The sequence below is a fragment of the Ramlibacter tataouinensis genome (assembly GCF_027941915.1).
GTDB classification, from domain to species: Bacteria; Pseudomonadota; Gammaproteobacteria; order Burkholderiales; family Burkholderiaceae_C; genus Ramlibacter; species Ramlibacter tataouinensis_C.
In genome coordinates this window covers 1,891,284-1,917,348 of record NZ_CP116009.1, presented here as the reverse complement: position 1 = coordinate 1,917,348, position 26,065 = coordinate 1,891,284, and the positions used below count along the sequence as shown (strand labels likewise).

Sequence of the window (26,065 nt, the reverse complement as noted above, 5' to 3'; positions counted from 1 at the left end):
GCGTGTACGCCGGGCCTGGCGGGCGCCTACCGCGCTGCCAGCAGCGCCCGCGCCACTTCGGCGAAGCCGGCCCCGCGCTCGCCTTCGGTCACGTAGGCCGGCCGGTGCGTGAGCTGGTCGAGGAAGCGGCGGATGTTGGCGACGCCTGCGCTGTGCGGGAAGTGCTCGAACATCAGCACGTCGTTGGTGGAGTCGCCGACGTACACCCAGCGATCGAGCTGCACGTCCAGCTCGGTGCCGAGCAGCTCGCGCACGATCCAGCGCGCGCCTTCCAGCTTGGAGTGGTCGCCGTACCAGCCGTTGACGTGGATGGAGCTGACCGTGGCGGTCATGCCTTCGGCCCGCATCAGCGCCACCACCTGGTCGATGCGCTCGGGCGGCAGCTGCGTGAATTCGCTGTGGTCGATCGCGATGTCGGTTTCGCGGCCGGGGCTGTCTTCGGCGCGGCGAGCGCCCGGCACTTCGCGCTCGATGCGCGCCAGCACCTGCTGCATGCGGGCGTAGTTGCGCGCGCGCTCGTCGGCCGGTTGCTGGTACAGCTTGCGCAGGCGTCCGCCGGCGTCGCGCACCAGCGCCACGGCGCCGTTCTCCGCCACGATGGCATCGACCGGCCAGGCCAGCGCGAACGGTTCGCTCCAGCCCACCGGCCGGCCGGTGATGGGGATCACGTGCAGGCCGGCGGCGCGCAGCGCGCCGAGCGCATCCAGCGCATCGGGGGTGATCGCACCCTCGGTGGTGAGGGTGTCGTCGATGTCGGTGAAGACGCCGAGGACGCCGCGGCGGGCGTCCTGGGGCCAGTGGGCGAGGGGAGGTATCGAGTGGGTCAAGGCTGCAGCACGCGCCCGTTCCAGCCCGGCTGGTACATCGGCGAGTCGGCAGGGGGCGCCTCGGGCCGGTCCAGGGGCGACGGGTCCGGCGATTGTTGCAGCATCGGGCTGGCGAGCAGCTGCCGGCCTGCAACCGGGCAGCGGCCGGTGTCGATGTGGGTCAGCGCCGCCGCCAGCAGCGGCTCGTCGACCGCGCCCAGCGCGGTGCGCGGGTTCTCCTGCACCCGGCACTGCACCGGGAAGCCGGCCGTGTAGTCGCCGTAGCCCTGCGCGTTGTAGACCTGGAACTCGATCGGGAAGTAGGCCTGGCCGCAGTTGTCCTTGCGGTGAAAGCCATAGGGCTTGCCGCAGGTGCGGTCGCCGATCAGGACCACCTGCACCCCGATGCCGCGCAGGCTGTTGACGATGGACTCGCTGGCCGAGCAGGTCAGCTGCGAGGTCAGCACGTACAGGCGCGGCAGCTTCAACTGCGGCAGCGGGTGGCCGCGGCCATAGGTGGTCTCGCCGGTCAGCACCCGGGTGCTGAAGATGAAGGTGCCGGCGGCGTTCTCGGCCGAGCGATGGCTGTTGTAGCGCACGCTCTCGAACACCTGGCCCTCGATCGACGGCCCGGCCACCATGGCGGCTGCGGCCTGGGCGATGTACAGGAAGCCGCCGCCGTTGTAGCGCAGGTCCAGCACCAGGTCCTGCACGCCGGCGTCGCGCAGGCTGCCGAAGGCGCCGATCAGCGCGTCCTGCGCGCCCTTCGAGTGCTCGTTGAAGAGGATGTAGCCGACCTTGCGGCTGCCGGTGCTCAGGATCGTCCGCACCAGCGGCACCGGCCGGCTCGAGCCGTAGTCGGCCACCGCCGCGCTGGCGCTGGCGACGCCCTGCATCACGTCGGCCGCGCGGCTGCTCATGCTGGTGCTGAAGCGGTCGCGCGCCAGCCCGTCGGCGTCGGACGTGCGCACCAGCAGGGCGTCGAAGTAGGCCGGCATCGTGCCGTAGTCGGCGGGCCGCACCTCGGGCACCTCGTCGTTCCACAGGTACTTCTCGTCCATGTAGGCGCGCAGCCAGCGCTGCTGGTCGGCCAGCGAGCACATGCCGGCCAGCGAGGACGATTCGGGAAACAGCCCGCGCGACGACAGCGCGCCGGCAGCCAGGTCAGGGCCGCTGCCGCCTCCGCCGCCGCAGGCGGCCAGCAGGAAAGCAATGGAGAAGGCCGCGGCAACGGCGGCTGCGCGGCGCAGCGGGGCAAGGCGGAACAAGGCGCAACTCCACAGTGGGAGTGCGATTATTCGCGCGGCTCAGCCGTGGATCAGTGCTGAAGTTCGAGGCCGGCGTGTTCGCGCAACGGATGGAAGTGGATTTTGGGAAATCGTTCCTGCGCCAGCCGCACGTCGTACGGCGAAGTGCAAAGAAATGCCAGGGCGTTGGCGGCGTCCAGGGCCATCCGTTGCGGATAGGCGTCGGTGAACTGGCGCAGCTCCTGCGGCGTGTCGGCGGTGATCCAGCGCGCGCCGGTGTAGGGGCAGCCTTCCAGCCGGATGTCGGCGTCGTACTCGGTCTTCAGGCGGTGCTGCACCACCTCGAACTGCAGCTGGCCGACCGCCCCCAGCAGCATGGCGCCGCCCATCTGCGGCCGGAACACCTGGATCGCGCCTTCCTCGCCCAGCTGGGCCAGCCCCTGCTGCAGCTGCTTGGTGCGCAGCGGGTTCTTCAGCAGCACCGTCATGAACATCTCGGGCGCGAAGAAGGGCAGGCCGGTGAACTGCAGCGCGGCGCCGTCGGTGATGGTGTCGCCCAGCTGCACCCCGCCGTGCGTGGTGAAGCCGATGATGTCGCCGGCGAAGGCCTCGTCCACCGCCTCGCGCCGCTGCGACAGGAAGGTCACGACCGAGGTCGGGCGCAGCTCCTTGCCGGTGCGCTGCACCTTGAGCTTCATGCCCGGGGTGTACTTGCCGGAGGCCATGCGCACGAAGGCGATGCGGTCGCGGTGGTTGGCGTCCATGTTGGCCTGCACCTTGAACACCACGCCGGCGAAGTTCGGCTCCTCCGGCCGCACAATCTTCTCGACCGCCTGCCGGTTGACCACCAGCGAGCTCTTGCGCGGCTGCGGCGGCGGCGCCAGGTCCACCAGCGCGTCCAGCACCTCCATCACGCCGAAGTTGTTGACGCCGGAGCCGAAGAACACCGGGGTCTGCTTGGCGTCCAGGAAGTCCTGGTGGTTCCATTCCGGCGAGGCGCCGGCGGCCAGTTCCATGCTCTCGGCGGCGGCCTCGTATTCGGCGCCGAAGCGCGCGCGCAGCGTGTCCTCGTCGGCCAGGGGAATCGTCTCGAAGTCCTGCGGCCGGCGCTCGCTGCCGGACTCGAACACCGTCATCGCGTCGGTGCGCAGGTTCATGATGCCGCCGAAGCTCTTGCCCTTGCCGACCGGCCAGGTCATGGGCACGCAGGGCATGCCCAGCTCGCGCTCGACCTCGTCCAGGATGTCCAGCGGCTCGCGCACCTCGCGGTCCAGCTTGTTGACGAAGGTGATGATGGGCGTGTTGCGCTGGCGGCAGACCTCGATCAGGCGGCGCGTCTGCGCCTCCACGCCGTTGGCCGCGTCGATCACCATCAGCGCCGAGTCGACCGCCGTCAGCACCCGGTAGGTGTCCTCCGAGAAGTCCTTGTGGCCGGGCGTGTCCAGCAGGTTGATCACGTGGTCGCGGTAGACCATCTGCATCACCGAGCTGGCCACCGAGATGCCGCGCTGCTTCTCGATCTCCATCCAGTCGCTGGTGGCGTGCCGCGAGGCCTTGCGCCCCTTCACCGCGCCGGCGATCTGGATCGCGCCGGAGAACAGCAGCAGCTTTTCCGTCAGCGTGGTCTTGCCCGCGTCGGGGTGAGAAATGATGGCGAAGGTGCGGCGGCGCCGGGTCTCGGCGGCAAAGGGCGAAGCGGACACGGGGGAAAGGGCTTTCGGAAGAAGCGCTCGGCCGATGAGCTGCAAAGCGTTTCGGCGGGGCCCGTATTGTCGCCGATGGGTGTACGGTGGCTGGATGGCTGCGGCGTCCAGCGGCACGGTGCTCGCCGTCGGCGAGCACGAAGTCACGATCAGCAATCCGGGCAAGCTGCTGTTCCCGCAGGCGGGCATCGGCAAGCTGGACCTCGTGCGCTACTACGTGGCGGTGGCCGAAGGCGCCCTGCGCGGCGCCGGCGGGCGGCCGTGCGTCCTCAAGCGCTTCCCGGATGGCATCGAGGGCGAGTCCTTCTTCCAGAAGCGGGCCCCGGCCAGCCGTCCGGACTGGGTGGAGGTCAGCACCATCCGCTTCCCGTCCGGCCGCACGGCCGACGAGGTGGTGCCGCGCCACGCCGCCACCCTGGCCTGGATGGCCAACCTCGGCTGCATCGAGCTGCACCCGCACCCGGTGCGCGCCGACGACCTGGAGCACCCGGACGAACTGCGGGTCGACCTGGACCCGGTGCCCGGCGTCGAGTGGCCGCAGATCCGGCAGGTGGCGGCGCTGGCGCGCGAGGTGCTGCACGAGCACGGCCTGGCGGGCTGGCCCAAGACCTCCGGCTCGCGCGGCATCCACGTGCTGGTGCGCATCGAGCGGCGCTGGTCGTTCGACCAGGTGCGGCGCGCCGCGCTGGCGCTGGCGCGCGAGGTCGAGCGGCGCGCGCCCGGGTTGGCGACCGCCCAGTGGTGGAAGGAGCAGCGCCACGGCGTGTTCGTCGACTACAACCAGAACGCCAAGGACCGCACGGTGGCCTCGGCCTACTCGGTGCGTCCGCGCCCGGACGCGCGCGTGTCCACCCCGGTCGATTGGGACGAACTGCAGCGGTGCGACCCGGCCGACTTCACGCTGCGCACGGTGCCGGGCCGGCTGGCGAAGATCGGCGACCCGCACGCCGGCATCGACGATGCGGCCGGCTCGCTCGAATCGCTGCTGGAGCTGTCGTCGCAGCAGGAGCGCGAGGGGCAGGGCGACGCCCCCTGGCCGCCGCACTACCGCAAGCAGGCCGGCGAGCCGCCGCGGGCGCCGCCGTCGGCGCGCAAGGCGGGCCGTGCAGCGCAGCCGCTCGCCAAGGACCGTTAGCCGGCCGCCGGGCTCAGGCGCGGGCGGCGGGCGCGGCTGTGGCAGCCGGGTTCGCGCGGTCGTCCTGCAGCACCTCGGGCGCCAGCGTTTCGATCGCCTGGTAGTGCGTCAGGAACACCTGGCCGCGCAGGCGGCGCAGGAAGGCGGTCGGCTGCAGCCGGTCCATCACCGGGCCTTTCACCTCGCTCAGGTGCAGTCGCACGCCGGCGTCGGCGAGCCGGTGGTCGATGGCTTCCAGGCTCTCGAGCGCGCTGGCATCGATGGCGTTGACCGCCGAGCACTGCAGCACCACGTGCCTGAGCTGGGGGCGGGCGGCGACGGCGTCGTTGATCCGGTCTTCCAGCGCACGGGCATTGGCGAAGTACAGGCTCTCGTCCACCCGCAGGCTGAGCACCCGGGGCGAGACCCGCACGCGGTGGCGCAGCACGTTGCGGAAGTGCTCGGTGCCGGGGACCAGCCCGACCTCGGCGATGTGCGGCCGGCTGCTGCGCAGCAGGTACAGCGCGAGCGAGAGCAACACCCCGGTGATCAGGCCGCTCTCGACGCCCCAGCCCAGCGTCACCGCCAGCGTGGCCAGCACGCACAGGAAGTCGCCCTTGGAATAGGCCCAGGTGCGGCGCAGGCTGTCCAGGTCCACCAGCGACAGCACGGCGACGATGATGGTGGCCGCCAGCGTGGCCTGTGGCACGTGGTACAGCGCCGGCGTCAGCAGCAGCGCCGCCAGCAGGATGCCGCCGGCGGTGAAGATGCCCGCGGCCGGGGTTTGCGCGCCGGCATCGAAGTTCACCACCGAGCGGGCGAAGCCCCCGGTGACGGGAAAGCCCCCCGTGAACGCCGCGGCGACGTTGCCGGCACCCAGGCCGAGCAGCTCGCGGTCGGGGTCGATGCGCTCGCGTCGGCGCGCCGCCAGCGTCTGGCCGACCGAGACCGACTCGACGAAGCCCACCACCCCGATCAGCAGCGCCGGCACGGCCAGCCGCTGCCAGAGCGACAGGTCCCAGGCCGGCGCCGTCAGCGGCGGCAGGCCCTGCGGCACGGTGCCGACCACCTTGAGCCCCTGCTGGTCCAACCCGAACGCCCAGGTGAGCAGGCCGGTGAGCACGACGCCGGCGACCGGGCCGGCCTTGGCGGCCAGGTCGGCCGCCCGCGCGCCCACGCCCAGGCGCAGCAGCAGCGGCTGGAGGCCGCGCCGCACCCACCACAGGAAGGCGATGGCCCCCAGGCCGACGGCGGCGGTCAGCCCGTGCACCTCGCGCAGCCGCGCAAGCAGGGCGGCGATCGTGACGAAGAAGTTGGGCCCCTTGGCCGGCACGCCGAGCACCACGGCCAGCTGGCTGGCCGCGATCAGCAGCGCGGAGGCCGTGATGAAACCGGCGATCACCGGGCGGCTGAGGAAGTTGGCGACGAAGCCCAGCCGCAGCAGTCCCATCAGGAACAGCATGCCGCCGGACAGGAAGGCCAGCGTGAGCGCGGCGGTCCAAGCCGGCACGCCGGCCGCGGCGTGCTCGCCGATCGCGGCGGCCGTCATCAGCGACACCACGGCCACCGGCCCCACCGCCAGCACGCCGCTGCTGCCGAACAGGGCATAGAGCAGCAGCGGCGCGATGCTGGCGTACAGCCCGGCCTCGAGTGGCAGCCCCGCCAGCGCGGCATAGGCCAGGCTTTGCGGGATCAGCATCAGCGTGACGATCACCGCCGCCACGCCATCGCGCAGCAGGGTGTCGCGGCCGTAGCCGCGCGACCAGGCCGGACGCAGCAGCCAAGCTGCGCGGCGGCCGGCGGCGGCACTCATGGCGTCGCTTGCTTCAGGAGGCGGCGGGCCGCGGCCCGCGACGGCTGAAGCGGTCCAGCAGCTCGAAGCCGAGCATGCCCACGACCATGGCGGCGACGAACACCAGCGCCTTGCCGTTGCCGGCGGCCATCGCCACCAGCCCCGGTCCCGGGCAGAAGCCCGCCAGGCCCCAGCCGGCGCCGAAGATCAGGGAGCCGACGACCAGCGGCTTGTCGATGTCGCGCGCTGTCGGCAGCTGCAGCGCGCCGCCCAGTAAGGTGCGGGTGCGCTTGCGCGCCAGCGCGAAGGCGAAGAAGCCGACGGCAATGGCGCCGCCCATCACGAAGGCGAGCGAGGGGTCCCAGGCGCCCGCCACGTCGAGAAAGCCCTGGACCTTGCCGGGATCGGTCATGCCCGACAGCAGCAGGCCCCAGCCGAACAGCAGGCCGACGAGGAATTCGATGGCACGGCTCATGGTGCGGGGTCCTTTCAGGCGTGGCGCAGCAGATAGACGGTCAGGAAGCCCGCGCCCATGAAGGCCGCGGTGGCAACCAGCGAGCGCGGCGACAGGCGCGACAGCCCGCATACGCCATGGCCGCTGGTGCAGCCGGAGCCGTAGCGGGTGCCGAAGCCGACCAGCAGGCCGGCCGCGATCACCGCCCCCAGGCCGGCCTCGATGCGCGGCGCCGGCAGAAAACCGGCCGGCGCCAGCAGCCCGAAGGTCACGGGTGCCGCCGCCATGCCGAGCAGGAAGGCGATGCGCCAGCCGGCGTCGCCCGGCTTGGGCGACAGCAGCCCGCCCAGGATGCCGCTGATGCCCAGCACCCGGCCATTGGCCAGGATGAAGACGGCAGCCGCGACGCCGAGCAGCACGCCGCCGGCGAGCGAGGCCCAAGGGGTGAAATGGGTCCAGTCGATGGTCATGGGCTTACTCCTGCGCGCCTTGGCAGAACTGCTGGTAAAGGGTCTGGATCACCGCCAGCGCCTGCGGGCTGGCCAGCGAGTAGTAGATGTTCTTGCCCTCGCGCCGGGTGGTGACCAGCTCTTCGGCCCGCAGCACGGTCAGCTGCTGCGACAAGGTGGGCTGGACGATGCCCAGCGCCTGTTCCAGTTCGCCGACCCGTGCCTCGCCTTGCGACAGGTGGCACAGGATCAGCAGCCGGTCGGGGTTGGCCAGCACCTTCATCAGGACGCAGGCCTTGTGCGAGGCCGCCTGCATCTCGGACAGGGGAACGGTCGTGTCGGGGGTCATGGGTGGCTCTTCAACGTTTGCTTGGCAGATAGTCTATTGAGGGACAAGATATTTGTCAATAGAATATCGACAAGCCAAACGAAGGAGCTGTCCCATGAACCCCCAAGTGCACGCCGTCTTCGACGCAGCGACGTGGACCGTGAGCTACGTCATCCACGACGGTCCGGGCTCGGCCTGCGCCATCATCGACCCGGTGCTGGATTACGACCCCAGGTCAGGCCGCACCGGCACCGCATCGGCCGACCGCCTGATCGAGTTCGTGCAGGCGCACAACCTGCGGGTCGAATGGATCCTGGAGACCCACGCCCATGCCGACCACCTGACGGCGGCGCCCTACCTGAAGGCGGAACTGGGCGGCAAGACGGCCATCGGCGAGCACATCACCGCCGTGCAGGGCGTGTTCAAGGCCATCTACCACCTGGGGCCGGAGTTCCGGCAGGACGGCTCGCAGTTCGACCGCCTGCTGGCCGACGGCGACGAGATCCGCGTGGGCCGGCTGGTCGGCGAGGTCCTGCACGTGCCCGGCCATACGCCGGCCGACATCGCCTATCGCTTCGGCGACGCGGTGTTCGTGGGCGACACCCTGTTCATGCCGGACGTGGGCACCGCGCGCTGCGACTTCCCGGGGGGCGATGCCCGCAAGCTGTACGCGTCGATCCGTCGCCTGTTGGAACTGCCGCCGTCCACGCGCCTGTTCATGTGCCACGACTACCCGCCGCAGGGCCGCGAGCCCGCCTGGGAGACCACCGTCGCCGAACAGCGCAAGGGCAACATCCACGTGCATGACGGCGTCGGCGAGGACGCCTTCGTGGACATGCGGACCCGGCGCGACGCGACGCTGGAGATGCCGACGCTGATCCTGCCGGCGGTGCAGGTCAACATCCGCGCCGGCGAGCTGCCGCCGCCCGAAGCCAACGGCGTCGCCTACCTGAAGATCCCGGTCAACGCGCTGTGAGCACCTGCTGCAGCTCGAACGGCGTCGCGGTCTCCAGCTGGTCGTAGCGGCAGTCCTGCGGCGCCTTGTCGGGCCGCCAGCGCAGGAAGGTGGTGGCGTGGCGGAAGCGGTCGCCCTGCAGGTGGTCGTACTTGACCTCGCACACCCGCTCGGGCCGCAGCGGCTCCCAGCCCAGGTCCTTGCCGCCGCTCCAGCGCGACTTCGCCCCCGGCATGCGGTCGGCGTCGCCCGCGCTGGCCTGCGCCCAGTCGCGCCAGGGGTGGTTCTCCATCGCGTTGTCGCGCAAGGGCGCCAGCTCCTGCGCCAGCTGGCGCCGCACGTCCCTGGTGAACGACGAGGTCACGCCCACGTGCTGCAGCACGCCGGCCTGGTTGTACAGGCCCAGCAGCAGCGAGCCGATGACGTCGGTGCTGTCCTTGTACCAGCGGAAGCCCGCCACCACGCAGTCGGCGGTGCGCGCGTGCTTGATCTTGAACATCGCGCGCTTGGCCGGCTGGTAGGGCGCGTTCGCCGGCTTGGCGATCACGCCGTCCAGGCCCGCGCCCTCGAACCGCTGCAGCCAGTCCTGGGCCTGCTCGCGGTCGCTGGTCACCGGCGTCAGGTACAGCGGTGGCCGGGCCGAGCCGAGCAGGCGCTCCAGCCGGGTGCGCCGCTCCTGCTGCGGCAAATCCATGATCGACCGGCCGCCGGCGGCGAGCAGGTCGAAGGCGACGAAGCCGGCCGGCGTCTCCTTGGCCAGCCTGGCGATGCGCGAGGCCGCCGGATGGATGCGCTGCTGCAGGGCGTCGAAGTCCAGCCCGTTCGGGCCAGCCACCACGATCTCGCCATCCACGATGCAGCCGCGCGGCAACTGCTCGGCCAGCACCTTCTCCAGCTCGGGGAAGTAGCGGTTCAGCGGCTTGAGGTCGCGGCTCTGGATGTGGACGCCCTCCGGGTCGCGGAACACCAGCGCCCGGAAGCCGTCCCACTTGGGTTCGAACAGGAAACCGGGCTCGGCCGGCAGCGCGTCGGCCACCTTGGCCAGCATGGGCTCGATGGGCGGAGAGGGGAAACTTGCGGAAGCCATGCCCGTTTGTAGCGGTTCACGGCCGGCGCCGGGCATCGGGCGCCCAGGAATAACCGCCCCAGGGCGCCGGAAATGGCCTTCTTTCTAGAATCAGGGTAAACCCTAGGTCAGGCCCACCAGGCCGCACCTGCCTTGGCGCGTCGTCCACACGGCGGGGTCGGCTGCCTACCCGGCGGCTTAGGGCCGCGGCTCGCGCCGCGCGCCCGCCCGACGTCCACCTGCCGTGACCGCACCCCGGCCCGCGCGGGGCGCCGGCTCCATCGCCGTTTCGCCACTTCGCAAGGAATCCCGCCCATGCAGGCCCTCGTTCGCCTGAGCCAGTTCGTCGGCAAGACGTTTGCCGTCTGGGTGCTGCTGTTCGCAGTGCTCGCCTTCTTCGCGCCCGCGCAGTTCCGCTGGATCGCCGCCTGGATCGTCCCGCTGCTGGGGATCATCATGTTCGGCATGGGCCTGACCCTGTCCAAGGACGACTTCCGCGAGGTCTTCCGTCGCCCGGTCGACGTGCTGATCGGCGTGCTCGGCCAGTTCATCATCATGCCGGGCCTGGCGTGGCTGCTGTGCCAGGCGCTGCAACTGCCGCCGGAGATCGCGATCGGCGTGATCCTGGTCGGCTGCTGCCCCGGCGGCACCGCGTCCAACGTCATGACCTTCCTCGGCCGCGGCGACGTCGCCCTGTCGGTGGCGATCACCTCCGTGACGACGCTGCTGGCCCCGGTGGTGACGCCCGCCCTGATCTACCTGCTGGCCAGCCAGTGGCTGGAGGTGAGCGCGACGGCCATGTTCTGGTCCATCGTGCAGGTGGTGGTGCTGCCGATCGTGCTGGGCATCGTGGCGCAGTCGCTGCTGCGCGAGAAGGTGAAGGTCGCGATCGGCGTGCTGCCGCTGGTGTCGGTGGTCGCGATCGTGGCCATCGTCGCTGCCGTGGTGGCGGCCAACCAGCCCAAGATCGCCACCAGCGGTGCACTGATCTTCGCGGTCGTTGTGCTGCACAACGGCCTGGGCCTGCTGCTGGGCTACTGGCTGGGCAAGCTCACCGGCCGCAGCATCGCCAAGCGCAAGACGCTGGCGATCGAGGTCGGCATGCAGAACTCCGGCCTCGGCGCGGCGCTGGCGGCGGCGCACTTCTCGCCGCTGGCGGCAGTGCCCAGCGCGATCTTCAGCGTCTGGCACAACATCTCCGGCGGGCTGGTGGCGACCTGGTTCCAGCGGGTGCCGAACAGCCCGGAAGACGAGGCGGTTGCGCCGGCAGCGACGGTGCAGGGCGCGCAAGCCTGAGCTCGCGGGCGCGGCACCCCGCCCCGCCCACAGCAGCCCGGCCGTGCGCCGCCCGGCCGGGCCCCGCCCGTATAATCGCGCCCCATCCGAGGAGCGTTGCAGCACCGCCCGGTGCGAAGGCTCGGAACCTGCATGCAACGACGCTCACCCACTGGTCTGTGCGGTGAGTTCCCCCCAGGCCCGTGGTTGAACCGAAACAAGCTTTTGGAGCACCCATGAACGCCGTTCTCAAGCCCACGCCGACGCAGGACTGCGTCATCGCCGACCTCTCGCTGGCCGAGTGGGGCCGCAAGGAAATCCGCATCGCCGAAACCGAGATGCCCGGCCTGATGGCGATCCGCGAGGAGTTCGCCAAGGCCCAGCCGCTCAAGGGCGCGCGCATCACCGGTTCGCTGCACATGACGATCCAGACGGCGGTGCTGATCGAGACGCTGCAGGCGCTGGGCGCCCAGGTGCGCTGGGCCTCCTGCAACATCTTCTCGACCCAGGACCACGCCGCCGCCGCCATCGCCGCGGCCGGCACGCCGGTGTTCGCCGTCAAGGGCGAGACGCTGGAGGAGTACTGGGACTACACCCACCGCATCTTCGACTTCGGCGCCAAGGGCAGCGAGGGCGAGGGCCCGAACATGATCCTGGACGACGGCGGCGATGCCACGCTGCTGATGCACCTGGGCAAGCGCGCCGAGAAGGACGCGTCCGTGCTGGCCAACCCCGGCAGCGAAGAAGAGCGCATCCTGTTCGCCGCCATCAAGACCAAGCTGGCCCAGGATGGAACCTGGTACAGCCGCAAGAGCGCCCAGATCATCGGCGTGACCGAGGAGACCACCACCGGCGTGCACCGCCTGAAGGAAATGTCGGCCAAGGGCTCGCTGATGTTCCGCGCGATCAATGTCAACGACTCGGTCACCAAGAGCAAGTTCGACAACCTGTACGGCTGCCGCGAGTCGCTGGTGGACGGCATCAAGCGCGCCACCGACGTGATGGTGGCCGGCAAGATCGCCGTAGTGGCCGGCTACGGCGACGTCGGCAAGGGCTCGGCCCAGGCGCTGCGCGCGCTGTCGGCCCAGGTGTGGGTGACCGAGATCGACCCGATCTGCGCGCTGCAGGCGGCGATGGAAGGCTACCGCGTGGTCACCATGGAGTACGCCGCCGACAAGGCCGACATCTTCGTGACGGCCACCGGCAACAAGTCGGTCATCACCTACGCCCACATGGCGAAGATGAAGGACCAGGCGATCGTCTGCAACATCGGCCACTTCGACAACGAGATCGACGTCGCGTCGATCGAGGCCAAGTGCCAGTGGGAAGAGATCAAGCCGCAGGTCGACCACGTGATCTTCGAGGACGGCAAGCGCATCATCCTGCTGGCCAAGGGCCGGCTGGTGAACCTGGGCTGCGGCACCGGCCACCCCAGCTACGTGATGAGCTCGTCCTTCGCCAACCAGACCATCGCGCAGATCGAGCTGTTCACCCACAGCGACTACTACGAGGTCGGCAAGGTCTACGTGCTGCCCAAGCATCTGGACGAGAAGGTGGCGCGGCTGCAGCTCAGGAAGCTGGGCGCCCAGCTGACCGAGCTGAGCGAGGAACAGGCCGGCTACATCGGCGTGCCCAAGCAAGGGCCGTACAAGCCGGATACGTACCGGTACTAAGAGGTGCCATGCCGGGCCCGGCCACCGACATGTCATGCCGGGCTTGACCCGGCATCCACCTCCAGCCGCATGCAGGCGCGGGGAGATGGATGGCGGGGCAAGCCCGCAATGACAGTCGTCGTGGCCCGGCCCGCAGCGAGACCGACCCCATGCGCGCCGACCAGCTCCTCGTCGAACGCGGCCTTGCGGCCACGCGCTCGCAGGCGCAGCGCCTGATCGCCTCGGGCATGCGCTGGCACGACGGGCGCGGCTGGCGCGCGGTCGGCAAGAACGGCGAGGACGTGCCGCAGGCGGCCGAGGTCGAGCTGGCCGACGCTGCCGAGGCGCGCTACGTCTCGCGCGGCGGCCTCAAGCTGGAAGGCGCGCTGCAGTCGGCGGGCATCGACCCGCGCGGTCTGCGCTGCCTCGACGTCGGCCAGTCCACTGGCGGCTTCACCGACTGCCTGCTGCAGCACGGCGCGGCGCAGGTGGTCGGCGTCGACGTCGGCCATGGGCAGTTGCACGATCAGCTGCGTGCCGACCCGCGCGTCACCTGCCTCGAGAAGTGCAACGCCCGTGAGCTGGACGCCGCCCGGCTGTGCGCCGCCGGCGTCGAGCCGGCATTCGACCTGGTGGTCGGCGACCTCTCGTTCATCTCGCAGACGCTGGTGCTGCCGGCCCTCGCGCCGCTGCTCGAGCCCGGCGGCCGGCTGCTGATGCTGGTCAAGCCGCAGTTCGAACTGCAGCCCGGCCAGCTCGGCAAGGGCGGCATCGTGCGCGATGCCGCGCTCTACGCCGGCGTCGAGCAGCGCATCCGCGCCGCCTGTGCCGACGCCGGCCTGGCCGTGCAAGGCTGGTTCGACAGCCCGATCCGCGGCGGCGACGGCAACCGCGAGTTCTTCATCCATGCCCGGAAGGAAACAGCATGACGCTTCCGATCAGCCTCGAATTCTTCCCGCCCAAGACCGACGAAGGTGCGGCCAAGCTGCGCGCCGCGCGGCAGCAGCTCTATGCCCTGAAGCCCGAGTTCTGTTCGGTCACCTTCGGCGCCGGCGGCTCCACCCAGGAGGGCACGCTGCAGTCGGTGCGCGAGATCATGGCCGAGGGCTTCCCCGCGGCGCCGCACCTGTCGTGCATCGGCCAGACCCACGACAGCATCCGCGAGCGCCTGTCGGCCTACGCGGCGGCCGGCATCCGGCGCATCGTCGCCCTGCGCGGCGACCTGCCCAGCGGTTACGGGCTGGGCGGCGAGTTCCGCTACGCCAGCGACCTGGTCGCCTTCATCCGCGGCGAGACCGGCCGCCAGTTCCGCCTCGAGGTCGCCGCCTACCCGGAGGTGCACCCGCAGGCCCGCACGCCGGAGGGCGACCTGGCCGCCTTCGTCGCCAAGGTGGAGGCGGGGGCCGACGCCGGCATCACGCAGTACTTCTTCAACGCGGACGCCTACCTGCGCTACGTCGAGGAGCTGCGCAAGCGCGGCGTCGAGGTGCCGATCGTGCCGGGGATCATGCCGATCACCAGCTCGACGCAGCTGCTGCGCTTTTCCGACGCCTGCGGCGCCGAGATCCCGCGCTGGATCCGCCTGCGGCTGCAGGGCTTCGGCGACGACAGCGCCTCGATCAAGGCCTTCGGGCTGGACGTGGTGACGGCGCTGTGCGACCGGTTGCGCGGCGAAGGGGTGCCGGGGCTGCACTTCTACACCATGAACCAGGCCAACGCGACGCTGGAGATCTGCCGGCGGCTGGGGCTGTGAAGGCGCGGCGGCAATGGGCGGCCGTGCTGCTGGCAGCGCTGGCCGTGCTGCAGGGCTGCGCGATTTCGCCGGCCACGGCGCCCGATGCGCCGGCGCCGGAAGCCGGGTCGGAGGCAGTTTCACCTGCGGCCGAAGCTGAGCCGTTCCAGCGCGGCGTGGCCTCCTGGTACGGCCCGCGCTTCCATGGCCGGCGCACCGCCAGCGGCGAACGCTTCGACATGAACGCGCTGACCGCCGCCCACCCCAGCCTGCCGTTCGGCACGCGGGTGACGGTGCGCAGCCTGGTCAACGGACGCGAAGTGACGGTGCGGATCAATGACCGGGGGCCGTTTGCGCCGGGACGCATCATCGACCTGAGCCATGCGGCCGCGCGGGTGATCGGCCTGCTCGGCCCCGGCGTCAAGCGGGTTGCGCTGACGCTGGCGGAGCCCGATCCGGGCTGAGTCGGGGCATGGCGCTGCGGGCTCAGGCGCCGCCGGCTTCGCTCAGGCGCCGCCGGCTTCGATCAGTTGCCCTTGGCCGCGTCCACGGCCGAGCACCTGCAGCAGCTGCGGCAGCGCGGCCTCCAGCGCCGGCTTGAGCGTGTGCGGCGGATTGACCAGGAACATGCCGCTGGCGGTGAGCCCCGGCCGGGCGCCGGCCGCCTCGCCCGCGGCGGCTGCCCGCTGGCCGATCGAGAACGTCGCGTGCAGCCAGGGCTTGTGCAACTGGTTGGCCAGGGTGCGCAGCTTGCGCGGCAGCTCGTGCGCCTCCGGCCGCGGGATGACCGGGTACCAGACCGCGTAGCAGCCGGTGGCGAAGCGCTGCAGGCTGTCGCGCAGGGTGGCCAGCACCTTGCCGTAGTCGCTCTTGATTTCGTAGCTGGGATCGACCAGCACCAGCGCCCGGCGCGAGGGCGGCGGCAGCAGCGCCCTGAGCGCCTCGAAGCCGTCCTCGCGCGCCACCGAGACCTGTCGCCCGGCGTTAAGCTGGGCCACGTTGCCGGCCAGCGCCTTGCTGTCGCTGGGATGCAGCTCGAACAGCTTGAGCTTGTCGCGCACCTCGCTGCGCAGCAGCTTCTGGGCGATGAAGGGCGAGCCCGGGTAGACCCGCCAGTCGCCCGGCCGGTTGAAGTCGCGCACCTGCTGCAGGTAGTCGGCCAGCGCCGGCGCCAGGGCCTTGCCGTCGATCTCGTTGTGAGCGCCCACTGCGTCGACAAGCTTCAGGATGCCGTCCTGCGCCTCGCCCGAGGTGCCGGCGTAGTCGCCATCCAGCCGATACAGGCCGGCGCCCGAATGCGTGTCGATCACCCACAGCGGCGCGTCCTTGGCCAGCAGGTGGCGCAGGGTGGCGACCAGCACCAGGTGCTTGAACACGTCGGCGTGGTTGCCCGCGTGGAAGCCATGTCGGTAACTGAACATCCCGGCATCCTACCTGCCGCAACCCGTCCTGCCTTGCCGTAAGTGGTTGATTTGGCATAGAATCTCAGGCTCTTCCGCAGCGCCACCGTGGCCCCGCGACGGAAACGAAGGCCCCGCAGGGGCGTTCGGCACCCACCTAAGAGGTTCCCGGCAGAGGAACACCGACCGTGGAAAAGGGCCCATCAAGCCACTTTCTCGAAAGCTCACATGAAAACGTTCAGCGCCAAACCCGCTGACGTGGTGCACGAGTGGTTTGTGATTGACGCCACCGACAAGGTGCTCGGGCGTGTTGCCAGCGAAGCAGCAGCCCGTTTGCGCGGCAAGCACAAGGCCATCTACACGCCTCACGTCGACACGGGCGACTACATCGTCGTCATCAACGCCAGCAAGCTCCGCGTCACCGGCGCGAAGGAACTGGACAAGATGTACTACCGCCACTCGGGCCACCCCGGCGGCATCTACGCCACCAACTTCCGCGACATGCAGGCCAAGCACCCCGGCCGCGCGCTCGAGAAGGCCGTCAAGGGCATGCTGCCCAAGGGTCCGCTCGGCTACGCCATGATCAAGAAGCTAAAGGTGTACGGCGGCGCGGAGCATCCGCACACCGCCCAGCAACCCAAGCCGCTGGAAATCTGAGGAGCCTTCGATGATTGGTGAATGGAACAACGGCACCGGCCGCCGCAAGAGCAGCGTGGCCCGTGTCTTCCTCAAGAAGGGCAGCGGCAAGATCACGGTCAACGGCAAGGACATCGAGCAGTTCTTCGGCCGCCAGACCTCGATCATGATCGCCAAGCAGCCGCTGGTGCTGACCGGCAACGTCGAGACCTTCGACGTCCAGGTCAACGTGCACGGCGGCGGCGAGTCCGGCCAGGCCGGCGCGGTGCGCCACGGCATCACCCGCGCGCTGATCGACTACGACGCGGCCCTCAAGCCGCAGCTGTCGCAAGCCGGCTTCGTGACGCGTGACGCCCGCGAAGTCGAGCGCAAGAAGGTCGGCCTGCACTCCGCCCGCCGGCGCAAGCAGTTCAGCAAGCGCTGATCGAGCTGCCCTCCGTTACAAAGCCGCACAAGTTCGCTTGCTGCGGCTTTGTCGTTTCAGGGCATCCTTCGCGCCTAGCTCATGCGTTGGAAACTGCTTCGCCGTCGTCTCACCATCAGCGCCCCCCGGGTGGCGGTGCGCAACGCCATGCCCTGGCCGCTGCGCTGGGTGCTGGCGGCGGTGGTGCTGGGCTTCTGCGCGGCCATCAGCCTGTGGGCCTTCGAGCTCGGCAAGAGCCTGGCCGGGCTGGACACCGGCAGCAAGGAAGAGCTGTCCCGCCTGCGCGCCGAGGTCGACCAGCTGCGGCAGGAGCGCGCCAAGGCGCAGTCCGTGCTCAACACCTCGGGCAGCCTGCTCACCACCGAACGCGCCGCGCAGGAGCGGCTGGCGGCCCAGGTGCGGCAACTGGAGGCCGAGAACCGGGCGCTGCGCGACGACCTGGGCTTCTTCGAGAAGCTGATGCCGGCCAGCGGCAACACCCTGGCCATCCGGGCGCTGCAGGCCGAGGTGCTGGGCGGTGCCCAGCTCAAGTGGCAGGTGCTGGTGATCCAGCCGGTCAGGAACGCGCCGGAATTTCGCGGCCAGCTCCAGCTCACCATGGCTGGCACGCTGGACGGCAAACCCTGGTCCATGGACCTTCCCGGCGGCGCGCAGGACCTCCGGTTCCGCCAGTACCGCCGCCTGGAAGGCATGGTCGACCTGCCTGAGCAGGCCGTGGTACAAAACGTTTCCGCCCGCGTGGTGGAGGGTTCAGCCACCCGGGCGGTGCAGAGCATCCGGCTGGGGGTTTGAGCCAGGACCATCAGAAGTGCGACCAGAAGCACGACCGTCGAGGAGTCAAGGATGTTCGGCAAGAAAGCCCAGCCACCCATCAAGAGCCTGATCGCCCACGGCAGCCGGGTCGAAGGCAACCTGAAGTTCACCGAAGGCCTGCGGGTCGACGGCGAGGTGGTTGGCGACATCCGCGCGATGACCGACGAGCCCAGCATGCTGGTCATCTCCGAAGCGGCGGTGGTGCAGGGCGAGATCCACGCCGACCACGTCATCATCAACGGCACGGTGCGCGGCCCGATCCACGCGCGCGAACTGCTGGAACTGCAGCCCAAGGCCCACATCGAAGGCGACGTGTCCTACCGGGCCCTTGAGATGCACCAGGGCGCCGTCATCTCCGGGCAGTTGAAGCCGATGGTGGTGGGCGAGGAAAAGCCCTTGCTCAAGCTGGCGGCAAACAACCACTAGCCAGGCACCTTCAGGCGATCTGTCGTAGCATTTCAGGAGATCCCCACCGGAACATGACCATGAGCGCCGCTGCCGAAATCCAGACCGAGATGCCCGCCCCGCTGATCTTCACCGACAGCGCCGCGGCCAAGGTGGCCGACCTGATCGCCGAGGAGGGCAACCCCGACCTGAAGCTGCGCGTGTTCGTGCAGGGCGGCGGCTGCTCGGGCTTCCAGTACGGCTTCACCTTCGACGAAGTCGCCAACGACGACGACACCGTGATGAGCAAGAACGGCGTCTCGCTGCTGATCGATGCGATGAGCTATCAGTACCTGGTCGGCGCCGAGATCGACTACAAGGAAGACCTGCAGGGCGCCCAGTTCGTCATCAAGAACCCGAACGCCAGCACCACCTGCGGCTGCGGCTCCAGTTTCTCCGCCTGAGCATCCGCCGGCCTCAGGCCGGCCAGATGCCTCCCAGCACACGGGCGCCTCGGGCGCCCGTGGTGCTTTCCAGGGCCAGCGGTTCGCGCCGCACGGCCTTGCGGGCCAGCCAGGCGAAGGCGGCGGCTTCCACCTGCAGCGGCGGCAAGCCGGCGTCATCGCTCGACAGCACGCGGGTGGCGGGCAGCAGGTCCTGCAGGCGGCGCATCAAGTGGGCGTTGAGCGCGCCGCCGCCGCAGACGATCAGGCGCGGCAGGTCGGGCGCGTGGCGCTGCACGTCCTGCGCGCAGGACGCGGCGGTGAGCTCGGCCAGGGTGGCCTGCACCTGCTGCGGCGCCAGTCCACCGAACGGCTGCAGCAGGCGGTCCAGCCACGGCGCATCGAACAGGTCGCGTCCGGTGCTCTTGGGGGGCGCCATCGCGAAGAACGGCTCGGCCAGCAGGGCCTGCAGCAGGGCGGCATCGGGCGGCGCGCCGGCGGCCCAGGCGCCTTGGTCGTCGTAGGCCTGGCCGGTGTGGCGCTGGCACCAGCCATCCATCAGCGCGTTGCCGGGTCCGCAATCGAAGCCGAGCTGGGAGCCGTCCGCCCGCAGCACCGTGAGGTTGGACATGCCGCCGATGTTCAGCACGCCGACCGCCTCGCCCGCGCGCGCGAACAGCGCCCGGTGGAAGAAGGGGGCCAGCGGCGCGCCCTGGCCGCCGGCGGCGACATCGCGGCTGCGGAAGTCGGCCACGACCTCGATGCCGGCCAGCTCGGCCAGCAGCGCGGGCTGGGCCAGCTGCACGGTGTAGCCGGTGCCGTCGAAGGCCTGCGGCCGGTGCCGCACGGTCTGGCCGTGGGCGCCGATGGCGCGCACGTCGCCAGCCTGCAGCCCGGCCCGCGCGAGCAGCTCGCGAACCACCTGGGCGTAGACCCGCATCAGCGCATTGGCCGCCAACTGGCTGCGGTGGATCTCGTCGGGGCCGGCGCGGTTGAGGGCCAGCAGTTCGGCCTTCAGTCGGGGGTCGAAAGGCGCGCCCGCATGCGCCAGCACGCGCAGGCCGCCGCCTTCGAAGTCGGCCAGCACGCCGTCGACCCCGTCGAGCGAGGTCCCGGACATCAGACCGATGTAGAGCTCGGGCATGGCGGCGGGGCGGCCGCGGCGCGGCGTTTACTCCGCGCCGGCGACCAGAGCCTGCGACGCCGCCGCCAGCTGCGACTGCATGGAGCGCGCCAGCTTGTCGAAGGCCGGGCGCGCGGCGGCGCTCAGGGTGTAGGCCTGGCTGCGTTTGGCGACGTGGATCGGGTTCTGGTGCGCGCCATTGACGCGGAACTCGAAGTGCAGATGCGGCCCGGTGGCCCAGCCGGTGGAGCCCACCGCGCCGATGCGCTGACCCTGCTCCACGGCCTGGCGCGGCTTGACGAGGATGCGGCTGAGGTGGGCGTACACCGTCTGGTCGGCCGCGTTGTGCTTGACGATCACCACGTTGCCGAAGCCGTTCTGCCAGCCGGCGAATTCCACGATGCCGTCCCCCACCGTGCGCACCGGCGTGCCGGTCGGCGCGCCGTAGTCGACCCCGAGGTGGGCGCGCCACTTCTGCAGGATGGGATGGAAGCGCATGGCGAAGCCGCTGGTCACGCGCGAGAATTCCATCGGCGAGGCCAGGTAGGAACTGGTCAGGCTCTTGCCGTCCAGGCTGAAGTAGCCGCCCTTCTGGCCTGGCTCCTGGAACCAGAGGGCATGGTGGGTCTTGCCGGAGTTGACGAATTCGACCGACAGCACCCGGCCGGTGCGCAGCGGCTCGCCGTCGGCTTCCAGCGCCTCGTAGACCACGCTGAAGCGGTCCCCCTTGCGCAGGCCGCGATGGAAGTCGATCTCGGCCGAGAAGATGTCGGCCACCTGCATGGCCACTTCGTCGGGGATGTGCGATTCATCGACCGCCGCGTACAGCGAGCTGCGGATGGTGCCGCTGCCCAGCCGCACGGCCGCCGACAGCGGCGCGGTCTCCACCCGGCTGGCGAAGCGGCCGTCTTCGCCGCGTTCCACCACCAGCCGGCGGAAGTTGCCGGAATCGTCGGGCACCCAGCGCGCCGTCAGGCGCGCCAGGCTGTGGCTGGCGGTGGCTTCGGCGCGCACCGCGCGGCCGGGCCGGCCCAGCATCTGGGTACGGACAGTGGCGTCCTGGCGCAGGTAGGCAGCGGCCGCCGGGTCGCTGATGCCCAGCCGGCCGAGCAGCGACTCGACCGTGTCGGAGGCCCGCACGGCGTCGCTGCGATACAGGTTGAAGACGTGGGCATCCAGCGCCTCGGCCTGTTCGCTCAGGCCTTGCGGTTCGACCGCCTCCAGCACCTCGCGCACCGGCAGCGCGGAGGGGTCGGGGCCGAAGGACGCCACGGCGAAAGCGCCGCCGCCGCCGCCCAGAAGCAGGGCGGCCAGCACCGCCGTCAGCTTGCGCGGGTGGTGTTCGATCATCCGCGCGGCCGCCGACAGGGCAGCTTCTGCAGCGGAGATCCAGCCGTTCTTGTTCAATCCTCGGGTCCTTGTTCAATCTGCCGGCGACTGCGCCGGCAGTGTGCCCCTGGGTCATGGGCAGCGGGAATGCCTCGAACGGGCATCTCTTTAGAATCACCCCGCCTCTGCGGGCGCCAGTATAGCGACGGTGACATCCCGTCGGATCAGTAAAAAAGCGTGATGAATCAACCACTTGTTACAAGAGACTTCCCGGTGACCGAGCGTGTGCAGGAAGCCATGGCGGTGTCGCTTCGCGGCTGCGACGAGTTGATCCCGCGCGACGAATGGCAGCAGAAGCTGGCCCGTTCGGAGGCGACCGGCGTGCCGCTTCGCATCAAGTTGGGCCTTGACCCGACGGCGCCGGACATCCACGTCGGCCACACGGTGGTGCTGAACAAGATGCGCCAGCTGCAGGACCTGGGCCACACCGTCATCTTCCTGATCGGCGACTTCACGTCCATGATCGGCGACCCCTCGGGCCGCAACACCACCCGGCCGCCGCTGACGCGCGAGCAGATCGAGGCCAATGCCGAGACCTACCGGGCGCAGGCCTACAGGATCCTGGATCCGGGCAGGACCGAGCTTCGCTACAACAGCGAGTGGAGCGATCCGCTCGGCGCGCGCGGGATGATCCAGCTGGCCGCCAAGTACACGGTGGCGCGGATGATGGAGCGCAACGACTTCCACGAGCGCTTCAAGGCCGGCGCCTCGATCTCGATCCACGAATTCCTGTACCCGCTGATGCAGGGCTACGACTCGGTTGCCCTCAAGAGCGACCTGGAGCTCGGCGGCACCGACCAGAAGTTCAACCTGCTGATGGGCCGCCACCTGCAGCAGGAATACGGGCAGGAGCCGCAGTGCATCCTGACCATGCCCCTGCTCGAGGGCCTCGACGGCATCGAGAAGATGAGCAAGAGCAAGAACAACTACATCGGCATCACCGAGGACGCCAACACCATGTTCGCCAAGGTGATGTCGATCTCCGACCCGCTGATGTGGCGCTGGTACACGCTGCTGAGCTTCCGCAGCGAGGCCGAGATCGAGCGCCTGAAGGCCGAGGTGGCCGGCGGGCGTAACCCGCGCGACGCCAAGGTGCTGCTGGCCAAGGAGATCGCCGCGCGCTTCCACGATGCCGCCGCGGCCGATGCGGCCGAGCAGGATTTCGTCAACCGCAGCAAGGGCGGCATCCCGGACGAGATTCCCGAGGTGACACTGTCGGGGGCGCCGCTGCAGATCGGCGCCCTGCTCAAGCAGGCCGGGCTGGCGCCTTCGACCAGCGAGGCCAACCGCCTGATCGAAGGCGGCGGCGTGCGGGTCGATTCGGCCGTGGTCAGCGACAAGGGGCTCAAGCTCGCGGCCGGCACCTACGTCGTGCAGGTGGGCAAGCGCAAGTTTGCGCGGGTGACCCTGGGCTGACGCCGCCAGCTCCCGGTCCATGACCCTCGCCGACCGCGCCAGCGCCGTGCCGCCGCAAGCCTGGCTGCGCGTGTCGATCGCGGTGGCCGTGCTGACCATCGGCCTCAAGACGCTGGCCTGGTGGCTGACCGGCTCGGTCGGCCTGCTGTCGGACGCGATGGAGTCGCTGGTCAACCTGGCCAGCGCGGCGTTCGCCCTGCTGATGGTGCACGTGGCCAGCCAGCCGCCGGACGCCGAGCACCCCTACGGCCATCACAAGGCGGAGTACTTCTCCTCGGCCTTCGAGGGCCTGGCCATCATGGTGGCGGCGGCGGCGATCATCTGGGCTGCGGTCGACCGCCTGCTGCACCCGCAGGGCTTGCAGCAGCTCGGCCTGGGGCTGGTCGTGTCGGTGCTCGCCTCGGTCCTCAACGGCGCGCTGGCCTGGGCCATGCTGCAGTCGGCGCGGCGGCATCGCTCGATGGCGGTGGAAGCCGATGCCCGCCACCTGCTCACCGACGTCTGGACCTCGGCCGGGGTGGTGGTCGGCATCGCGCTGGTGGCCGCCACCGGCTGGATGGTGCTCGACCCGCTGATCGCCATTGCCGTGGCGCTGAACATCCTGCGCGAAGGCGGCAACCTGGTGTGGCGCTCCTCGCAGGGCCTGATGGACAAGCGGGTCGAGAGCGAGGTGCAGGCCGAGATCGACCAGGTGCTCAAGTCGTTCGAGCACCCGGCGATCCGCTTCGACCACATCACCACCCGCCGCTCCGGCCAGCGGCGCTACGTCGACCTGCACATGCACATGCCGGGCGACTGGACGCTGCGCCGCGCGGCGGCCGTGCGCGCCTCGGTCGAGCAGGCGCTGATGAGCGCCGTGCCGGGCCTGCGCGCCACCATCGAGCTGCTGCCCAGCGACGTGGAAACGCACGCGGCCGACCAGGAGGACCTGATTTGATCGGCCTGGTGCAGCGGGTCAGCGAAGCCCGCGTGGTGGTGGACGGGCGCGTCATCGGCGAGATCGGCGCCGGCCTGTTGCTGCTGCTGTGCGCCGAGCGCGGCGACAGCGAGGTCCAAGCCGACAAGCTGCTGGCCAAGCTGCTGAAGCTGCGCATCTTCGGCGACGCCGACGGCAAGATGAACCGCAGCGTGCAGGACACCGGCGGCGGCCTGCTGGTGGTCAGCCAGTTCACGCTGGCGGCCGACCTGTCCGGCGGCAACCGGCCCAGCTTCGGCAACGCCGCGCCGCCCGACGAGGGGCGGCGGCTGTACGACTACTTCGTCGAGCGTGCCCGTGCGGCGCACCCGGTCATCGCGACCGGCGAGTTCGCGGCCGACATGAAGGTGCAGCTGGTCAACGACGGGCCGGTCACAATCCCACTGAGCATCCGCAATCCTTCGAGCACGCCAACGACGTAGCGGCTGACAATTTCTATCTTTTGTTTCTTCAGGCTACGCCGTAGCGCAGGAGTCAGGAAATTGAAATACCCATGGTTGGCCGGTTTGGTGCTGAGCCTGGCAGGCTGCGGCGGCGGGTAGCGGCGCGGGGGCGCCATGGTGGCGGCGTCGGACACGACCGTGGCGATCAATTCCACGGTCACCGCGGCCGTGGTGAGCCAGCCTTTCGTCTTTGACGCCGGCGTGCCGGCGCTCGGCACCATCGGGGCGACCACCCTCGTCTTCACTGACGCGGCGGCGACACCGGCCTTCGCGATCAGCGCCGATGGCAGCACCGCCAGCGGCACCACGACCTTCGGCTCCTGCATCTTCACTGTCCGGGCCTCCACCTTCCCGCCGGGCCATCCGCTGGCACTGGGCCAGACGGTCACGGTCAATCCCTGCAACATCAGAGTCAACACGGCGGGTGCGGTGGCCAACGGCGTGGCGACGTCCCGATCGGTGGCCCTGTTGCTCGGCGCGGCGGCGTCCGCCGGTGCCTCCGTGACGATCGGCGTCACGGCGGGCGGCAGCCTCAGCCTGAACGGCCACATCGTCACCACGATCACGCTGACGCCGGTCACCAGCGCCGGCTGAGCCAGCGCGCTGGCGCAGCGTCCCGCGTTCCCCCAAGCCGGGTGGCGCGCCGCCGCAGCCCCTGATCAATAGGGGTTGGGGTACCCCAGCGACCCGAGCAGCAGGATCTCCAGCGCCTCCATCTCCAGCGCCTCCTGCTCGTTCGTCTCGTGGTCGTAGCCCTGCGCATGCAGGGTGCCGTGCACCAGCAGGTGCGCATAGTGCGCCTCCAGCGGCTTGCCCAGCTCGCGCGCCTCGCGCGCGACCACCGGCGCGCACAGCACCAGGTCGGCACTGACCACCGGCTCGCGCGCGTAGTCGAAGGTCAGCACGTTGGTGGCGTAGTCCTTGCGGCGGTACTGTCGGTTCAGTGCCCGGCCTTCGGTCTCGCCGACGATCCGCACCGCGATCTCGGCGGGACCGCGCAGCGCGGCCGCCATCCAGCGCCGGACCCGGGCCGGCTTGAGTACCGCGCGGTGCGCCGCGGCACCTGCGAACTCGCCGAACTGCAGATCCAGCGACAGATCAGCGGGCATCGCTCTTTCTGGCCGCGTCGTACGCATCGACGATGCGCGCCACCAGCGGGTGCCGCACCACGTCGGCGCTGGTGAAGCGGGTGTGGGCGATGCCCTTGACCCGCTTGAGCACGCGCTCGGCGTCGACCAGCCCGGACAGCTGGCCCTTGGGCAAGTCGATCTGGCTGATGTCGCCGGTGACCACGCACTTGCTGCCGAAGCCGATCCGGGTCAGGAACATCTTCATCTGCTCGGGCGTGGTGTTCTGCGCCTCGTCCAGGATCACGAAGGCGTTGTTCAGGGTGCGCCCGCGCATGAAGGCCAGCGGCGCGATCTCCAGTGCATTGCGCTCGAACGCCTTGGTCACCCGATCGAACCCCATCAGGTCGTACAGCGCGTCGTACAGGGGCCGCAGGTAGGGGTCGACCTTCTGCGTCAGGTCGCCCGGCAGGAAGCCGAGCTTCTCGCCGGCCTCCACCGCCGGGCGGGTGAGCACGATGCGCTGCACGCCGCTGCGCTCCAGCGCATCGACCGCGCAGGCCACCGCCAGGTAGGTCTTGCCGGTGCCGGCCGGGCCGATGCCGAAGGTGATGTCGTGGTTGGCGATGTTGTCCAGGTACACGCTCTGGTTGGGCGTGCGCGCCTTCAGGTCGGAGCGGCGCGTGTGCAGCACCTGCGCGCCTTGCTCGTCCTCGTCCATCGCCTGCTCGCCGGCCACCATCAGCTGCACCTTGTCGGCCGCGATCGGGCGCTGGGCGATCTCGTACAGCGCCTGCAGCACGTCCATCGCGCGCTCGGCCTTGGCCTTCGGGCCCTCGACCTTGAACTGCTCCTGCCGCCGGCTGATCCTGACCTGGAGGGCCGTCTCTATGGTGCGCAGGTGTTCGTCCATGGGGCCGCACAGGTGCGCGAGACGGGTGTTGTTGGGCGGTGCGAAGCTGTGGCGGACAATCATCG

Annotated in this window: 29 protein-coding genes and 1 riboswitch; of the genes, 16 read left to right on the top strand and 13 right to left on the bottom strand. The window is 70.2% G+C overall.

Features of this window, described 5'->3' with window-relative positions; translation table 11 throughout:
• Positions 1-26 precede the first annotated feature (26 nt).
• From PE066_RS09070 to PE066_RS09060, 3 genes are read right to left on the bottom strand one after another with little or no spacing between them, the layout of a single operon-like run.
• Entirely contained in the window at positions 27-815 is a 789-nt protein-coding gene (locus PE066_RS09070) for an HAD family hydrolase (RefSeq protein WP_271236538.1), read from the bottom strand.
• A gap of 8 nt (positions 816-823) precedes the next feature.
• Complete coding sequence (locus PE066_RS09065; RefSeq protein WP_271236224.1) at positions 824-2,074, bottom strand: S41 family peptidase; 1,251 nt, start codon at positions 2,072-2,074, stop codon at positions 824-826.
• Between the two features lie 50 nt (positions 2,075-2,124).
• Positions 2,125-3,756 carry a peptide chain release factor 3 gene (locus PE066_RS09060; RefSeq protein ID WP_271236223.1) on the bottom strand — a complete coding sequence of 544 codons (1,632 nt, stop codon included), beginning with the start codon at positions 3,754-3,756 and terminating at the stop codon, positions 2,125-2,127.
• Between the two features lie 94 nt (positions 3,757-3,850).
• Between PE066_RS09060 and ligD the strand changes: the two genes are divergently transcribed.
• A complete protein-coding gene (gene ligD / locus PE066_RS09055) occupies positions 3,851-4,891 on the top strand; it encodes a non-homologous end-joining DNA ligase (protein ID WP_271236222.1) in 1,041 nt (346 codons plus the stop codon).
• A gap of 13 nt (positions 4,892-4,904) precedes the next feature.
• On the opposite strand, the gene PE066_RS09050 is transcribed toward ligD, so the two are convergent.
• The 4 genes from PE066_RS09050 to PE066_RS09035 are packed head-to-tail and all read right to left on the bottom strand — an operon-like array spanning position 4,905 to position 7,914.
• Positions 4,905-6,683, bottom strand: a complete 1,779-nt coding sequence (locus PE066_RS09050; protein WP_271236221.1) for a SulP family inorganic anion transporter — start codon at positions 6,681-6,683, stop codon at positions 4,905-4,907.
• 13 nt (positions 6,684-6,696) lie between these two features.
• Positions 6,697-7,137, bottom strand: a complete 441-nt coding sequence (locus tag PE066_RS09045; RefSeq protein WP_271236220.1) for a DUF6691 family protein — start codon at positions 7,135-7,137, stop codon at positions 6,697-6,699.
• Between the two features lie 14 nt (positions 7,138-7,151).
• The gene (locus tag PE066_RS09040; protein ID WP_271236219.1) at positions 7,152-7,586 is read right to left on the bottom strand and encodes a YeeE/YedE family protein; all 435 of its coding nucleotides are present in this window, start codon (positions 7,584-7,586) and stop codon (positions 7,152-7,154) included.
• Between the two features lie 4 nt (positions 7,587-7,590).
• On the bottom strand, positions 7,591-7,914 hold the full coding sequence (locus PE066_RS09035) for an ArsR/SmtB family transcription factor (protein ID WP_271236218.1): 324 nt from the start codon (positions 7,912-7,914) through the stop codon (positions 7,591-7,593).
• 94 nt (positions 7,915-8,008) lie between these two features.
• On the opposite strand from PE066_RS09035, the gene PE066_RS09030 reads away from it, so the two are divergent.
• Positions 8,009-8,869, top strand: coding sequence for an MBL fold metallo-hydrolase (locus PE066_RS09030; RefSeq protein WP_271236217.1), 861 nt, complete (start codon positions 8,009-8,011; stop codon positions 8,867-8,869).
• Here PE066_RS09030 and PE066_RS09025 read toward each other — a convergent pair.
• Positions 8,856-9,935 carry an ATP-dependent DNA ligase gene (locus PE066_RS09025; RefSeq protein WP_271236216.1) on the bottom strand — a complete coding sequence of 360 codons (1,080 nt, stop codon included), beginning with the start codon at positions 9,933-9,935 and terminating at the stop codon, positions 8,856-8,858. The genes PE066_RS09030 and PE066_RS09025 overlap by 14 nt on opposite strands.
• Before the next feature lie 294 nt (positions 9,936-10,229).
• Here PE066_RS09025 and PE066_RS09020 point away from each other — a divergent pair, with 294 nt between their 5' ends.
• From PE066_RS09020 to PE066_RS09000, 5 genes are all read left to right on the top strand, one after another.
• Positions 10,230-11,210: a bile acid:sodium symporter family protein gene (locus PE066_RS09020; protein WP_271236215.1), complete on the top strand. Its 981-nt coding sequence runs from the start codon at positions 10,230-10,232 to the stop codon at positions 11,208-11,210.
• Positions 11,211-11,292: 82 nt separating this feature from the next.
• Positions 11,293-11,363, top strand: a riboswitch (S-adenosyl-L-homocysteine riboswitch).
• A 62-nt stretch (positions 11,364-11,425) separates the two neighbouring features.
• Positions 11,426-12,862 carry an adenosylhomocysteinase gene (ahcY, locus tag PE066_RS09015; RefSeq protein WP_271236214.1) on the top strand — a complete coding sequence of 479 codons (1,437 nt, stop codon included), beginning with the start codon at positions 11,426-11,428 and terminating at the stop codon, positions 12,860-12,862.
• A 149-nt stretch (positions 12,863-13,011) separates the two neighbouring features.
• Complete coding sequence (locus tag PE066_RS09010; RefSeq protein ID WP_271236213.1) at positions 13,012-13,770, top strand: TlyA family RNA methyltransferase; 759 nt, start codon at positions 13,012-13,014, stop codon at positions 13,768-13,770.
• Positions 13,767-14,594 carry a methylenetetrahydrofolate reductase [NAD(P)H] gene (gene metF / locus PE066_RS09005; protein WP_271236212.1) on the top strand — a complete coding sequence of 276 codons (828 nt, stop codon included), beginning with the start codon at positions 13,767-13,769 and terminating at the stop codon, positions 14,592-14,594. Before PE066_RS09010 ends, metF begins: the two co-directional genes overlap by 4 nt.
• A complete protein-coding gene (locus PE066_RS09000; RefSeq protein WP_440480590.1) occupies positions 14,591-15,037 on the top strand; it encodes a septal ring lytic transglycosylase RlpA family protein in 447 nt (148 codons plus the stop codon). Before metF ends, PE066_RS09000 begins: the two co-directional genes overlap by 4 nt.
• A gap of 42 nt (positions 15,038-15,079) precedes the next feature.
• Here the strand turns inward: PE066_RS09000 and PE066_RS08995 are convergent, their stop codons facing one another.
• On the bottom strand, positions 15,080-15,994 hold the full coding sequence (locus PE066_RS08995; protein WP_271236211.1) for a 23S rRNA (adenine(2030)-N(6))-methyltransferase RlmJ: 915 nt from the start codon (positions 15,992-15,994) through the stop codon (positions 15,080-15,082).
• 207 nt (positions 15,995-16,201) lie between these two features.
• On the opposite strand from PE066_RS08995, the gene rplM reads away from it, so the two are divergent.
• From rplM to erpA, 5 genes are all read left to right on the top strand, one after another.
• Positions 16,202-16,630 carry a 50S ribosomal protein L13 gene (rplM, locus tag PE066_RS08990; protein ID WP_271236210.1) on the top strand — a complete coding sequence of 143 codons (429 nt, stop codon included), beginning with the start codon at positions 16,202-16,204 and terminating at the stop codon, positions 16,628-16,630.
• 10 nt (positions 16,631-16,640) lie between these two features.
• Positions 16,641-17,033 carry a 30S ribosomal protein S9 gene (rpsI, locus tag PE066_RS08985; RefSeq protein ID WP_271236209.1) on the top strand — a complete coding sequence of 131 codons (393 nt, stop codon included), beginning with the start codon at positions 16,641-16,643 and terminating at the stop codon, positions 17,031-17,033.
• Positions 17,034-17,114: 81 nt separating this feature from the next.
• The gene (locus PE066_RS08980; RefSeq protein ID WP_271236208.1) at positions 17,115-17,825 is read left to right on the top strand and encodes a DUF6776 family protein; all 711 of its coding nucleotides are present in this window, start codon (positions 17,115-17,117) and stop codon (positions 17,823-17,825) included.
• A 51-nt stretch (positions 17,826-17,876) separates the two neighbouring features.
• On the top strand, positions 17,877-18,272 hold the full coding sequence (locus PE066_RS08975) for a bactofilin family protein (RefSeq protein WP_271236207.1): 396 nt from the start codon (positions 17,877-17,879) through the stop codon (positions 18,270-18,272).
• Positions 18,273-18,331: 59 nt separating this feature from the next.
• Positions 18,332-18,694, top strand: coding sequence for an iron-sulfur cluster insertion protein ErpA (erpA, locus tag PE066_RS08970; protein WP_271236206.1), 363 nt, complete (start codon positions 18,332-18,334; stop codon positions 18,692-18,694).
• 13 nt (positions 18,695-18,707) lie between these two features.
• Here the strand turns inward: erpA and PE066_RS08965 are convergent, their stop codons facing one another.
• Both PE066_RS08965 and PE066_RS08960 read right to left on the bottom strand, forming a co-directional pair.
• Positions 18,708-19,817, bottom strand: a complete 1,110-nt coding sequence (locus tag PE066_RS08965; RefSeq protein ID WP_271236205.1) for an anhydro-N-acetylmuramic acid kinase — start codon at positions 19,815-19,817, stop codon at positions 18,708-18,710.
• A 27-nt stretch (positions 19,818-19,844) separates the two neighbouring features.
• Positions 19,845-21,146, bottom strand: a complete 1,302-nt coding sequence (locus tag PE066_RS08960; RefSeq protein ID WP_271236536.1) for a M23 family metallopeptidase — start codon at positions 21,144-21,146, stop codon at positions 19,845-19,847.
• Between the two features lie 219 nt (positions 21,147-21,365).
• Between PE066_RS08960 and tyrS the strand changes: the two genes are divergently transcribed.
• From tyrS to PE066_RS08940, 4 genes are all read left to right on the top strand, one after another.
• On the top strand, positions 21,366-22,601 hold the full coding sequence (tyrS, locus tag PE066_RS08955) for a tyrosine--tRNA ligase (protein ID WP_271236204.1): 1,236 nt from the start codon (positions 21,366-21,368) through the stop codon (positions 22,599-22,601).
• A 19-nt stretch (positions 22,602-22,620) separates the two neighbouring features.
• Positions 22,621-23,538, top strand: a complete 918-nt coding sequence (locus PE066_RS08950) for a cation diffusion facilitator family transporter (RefSeq protein WP_271236203.1) — start codon at positions 22,621-22,623, stop codon at positions 23,536-23,538.
• Positions 23,535-23,999, top strand: coding sequence for a D-aminoacyl-tRNA deacylase (dtd, locus tag PE066_RS08945; protein ID WP_271236202.1), 465 nt, complete (start codon positions 23,535-23,537; stop codon positions 23,997-23,999). Before PE066_RS08950 ends, dtd begins: the two co-directional genes overlap by 4 nt.
• 159 nt (positions 24,000-24,158) lie before the next feature.
• Positions 24,159-24,614 carry a hypothetical protein gene (locus PE066_RS08940; protein ID WP_271236201.1) on the top strand — a complete coding sequence of 152 codons (456 nt, stop codon included), beginning with the start codon at positions 24,159-24,161 and terminating at the stop codon, positions 24,612-24,614.
• 65 nt (positions 24,615-24,679) lie between these two features.
• Here PE066_RS08940 and ybeY read toward each other — a convergent pair whose 3' ends face one another.
• Together ybeY and PE066_RS08930 are read right to left on the bottom strand one after the other, a co-directional pair.
• Positions 24,680-25,129, bottom strand: a complete 450-nt coding sequence (ybeY, locus tag PE066_RS08935; RefSeq protein WP_271236200.1) for an rRNA maturation RNase YbeY — start codon at positions 25,127-25,129, stop codon at positions 24,680-24,682.
• Positions 25,119-26,063, bottom strand: a complete 945-nt coding sequence (locus PE066_RS08930; protein ID WP_271236199.1) for a PhoH family protein — start codon at positions 26,061-26,063, stop codon at positions 25,119-25,121. Before PE066_RS08930 ends, ybeY begins: the two co-directional genes overlap by 11 nt.
• Positions 26,064-26,065: the final 2 nt, after the last annotated feature.